General features: G+C 37.0%; 3 protein-coding genes and 1 pseudogene. All 4 read left to right on the top strand.

The window, feature by feature from the left end; genetic code table 11:
• A pseudogene (locus ACFIKE_RS09570) lies at positions 1-323 on the top strand (hypothetical protein); the annotation flags it as partial.
• A gap of 10 nt (positions 324-333) precedes the next feature.
• Complete coding sequence (locus tag ACFIKE_RS09575) at positions 334-972, top strand: hypothetical protein (RefSeq protein WP_375649595.1); 639 nt, start codon at positions 334-336, stop codon at positions 970-972.
• Positions 973-1117: 145 nt separating this feature from the next.
• Complete coding sequence (locus tag ACFIKE_RS09580; RefSeq protein ID WP_375649597.1) at positions 1118-1591, top strand: crossover junction endodeoxyribonuclease RuvC; 474 nt, start codon at positions 1118-1120, stop codon at positions 1589-1591.
• Positions 1581-2385, top strand: an 805-nt coding sequence (locus tag ACFIKE_RS09585) for a DUF1376 domain-containing protein (RefSeq protein ID WP_375649599.1), incomplete at its 3' end; no start/stop codon positions are given. The genes ACFIKE_RS09580 and ACFIKE_RS09585, both read left to right, overlap by 11 nt.

Raw genomic sequence — 2385 nt, forward strand, 5'->3', positions numbered from 1 at the left:
TTGAAGAACGCGACGAGGAAATTAAACAACTGAAACAAAAGACTGAAGAGCATGAAAAGGCGTTCAGAAATGTAAGTGAAGTTGTAATGACACTCGAAGCAGATGTTCAATCACGTGATACGGAAATTAAAGAATTGAAGCAAAAGATAGATGCGTACCGAGAAGAGTTTAAACGGAAAAGTGAAAAGATACAGGCACTAAAAGCAGATGTTCAATCACGCGACGAGGAAGTTGAAAGACTAACACAAGAGCTTAAGCCGCGTGATGAAGCAGTAAAAGCGCCGCCTCATAAGAATAAGAAGAGTAAGAAGAAGGGTAAGTGAGGAGAGAGGGATGGGCTTAATTGCACTTATTATATCTTGTATTGCTAATTTGTGTTCATGTTATGCGGTTTATACCAATTTTAAAAACATAAAAATGCTTAGACAAGCGATAAAAGAACGAGATGAGTTAATAGCGTCACAAAAAGCGTTGATGGAAGGACAGCTAGCAGAAAATGAAGAGAAAATACAACAATTGCAGCAATTGCAACAAAAAGTGCAAGAACGTTTGTTGGAATCTGAACAGAAGAAATCTAAAGAGCAAGAATATTTGACTGAATATGAAAATATTAATGACAATCTTCAAGAGCCTGAAGATGTTCGTGCGCTTGTAAGAGAGTTTGTAAACAAAGCTCCAATTATAAATGAATATAGTGATGAAAAAGATGATAATAGAGCACGAAAGATATTGCAACAATTGATGATGGATGAACAGAGAAAGAATGAAGCAATTCAAATTATTAACGATGTCCATACATGGTTTATGGCAAAAAAAACCGTTACAATTGAAGAAGTTAATAAATGGGATAGATCGCAATATTTATTATTTCATCTTGTGAGGCCAAAGCCACTGACATGGGCCGAGTTGGCTGAAAAAAGTATTGAGGAACAACAGCGTTATTGTTCAAATTGGAAAACCATTATTCTTTGAACGTAACAGCTGTAAGATTTCTGGTTCAAAGTATTGAATATCGCGGACGGGAAAATTCACTTTTTCTGGTGGATTTTGAGGATCTACGGCAGCATTTTCGTAAAAAGAGCAATCTTCTAAAACACATTTTGTATGGAGTGGTGTGGTGATTAACACGATTCTTTGTTTTGATCTAGGTACCAAAACGGGGTGGGCGATACGTGGTGCAAGTGGTGACATGTTCAGTGGTACCGTGAATTTTCAATCGCGCCGTTTTGAAGGCGGTGGAATGCGTTACTTGCGCTTTAAGCAATGGCTATCAGAAATAAAGCAGACAGCAGGTCAAATTGACGCGGTGTATTTTGAAGAGGTGAGGCGTCATAAAGGTACAGATGCAGCGCATGTTTACGGTGGTTTGTTAGCAACGTTAACGGCGTGGTGTGAACAGCATCAGATACCGTATGAGGGGATACCAGTAAGTACGATTAAGAAAGCGACGATAGGCAAGGGGAATGCGTCGAAAGAAGAGATGATTAAGGCGGTGCGTGCAAAAGGGCACAATCCGAAAGATGATAACGAAGCAGATGCTTTAGCAATTTTATATTTAGTTAAAGAAAGGGAATTGGGGTATGTCCATTAAATTACCATGGACGAGGCTTTTTGCAGACAAGTGGGCAATAGTTGTTGATTATTTGCCTGCTGTAGAGGGCAATATCTATATGCGATTACGGTTACGTATGTTGCATACTGGTGAACCTCTTTTTTATAATATTAAAGTTTTATCTAATTACACGGGTTATTCAGTGAAGAAGTTTGAAGCGGCACTGAATGTTTTGCTTGAAGAAGGATATTTCATTCGTTTAGCAGATGGTCGCTTGTGGAATTTAGATGTTGAAGAAGAGCTTACTAACTCTCATGAGAGTTTAGAAAAGGTATCAAAAGCATCACGATCAAAGAGATTATCGGAGAGAGCAAAGAAAGCAGCGCAGGCAAGATGGGATAAACATACAACTTATACTTGTGATGCTTGTGATGATGCTCAAGTTACTGAAAATACTGATAAAAACGATGCTAAAGCAATGCTTAATGATGCTAAAACGATGCTTAATGATGCTAAGCATGCTAAGCATGATGCTAAAGCGATGCTTAATGATGCCTATATATATAACAATAACATTAACAATAACATTAACAATAACATTAACAATAACAATAAAAATAAAACTATTATTTTATCAAAAAGAGAAATTGATTTTGAAAATTTAGAAACAAACGATTTTGTTGAAAAGGCAATCGAGTGTGATGATGTTCAATCAGAACAAATCAAAACGATAGAAACCAAACAACCAATCATTCACGAGCAAAATATCAATCTTTCAAACGAAGTTAACAACCGATGGCAAATTAACGAAGCGATGATTGCGAAATTGCCTT

This window comes from Bartonella sp. MU70NMGDW (assembly GCF_042194085.1).
GTDB lineage: Bacteria > Pseudomonadota > Alphaproteobacteria > Rhizobiales > Rhizobiaceae > Bartonella > Bartonella grahamii.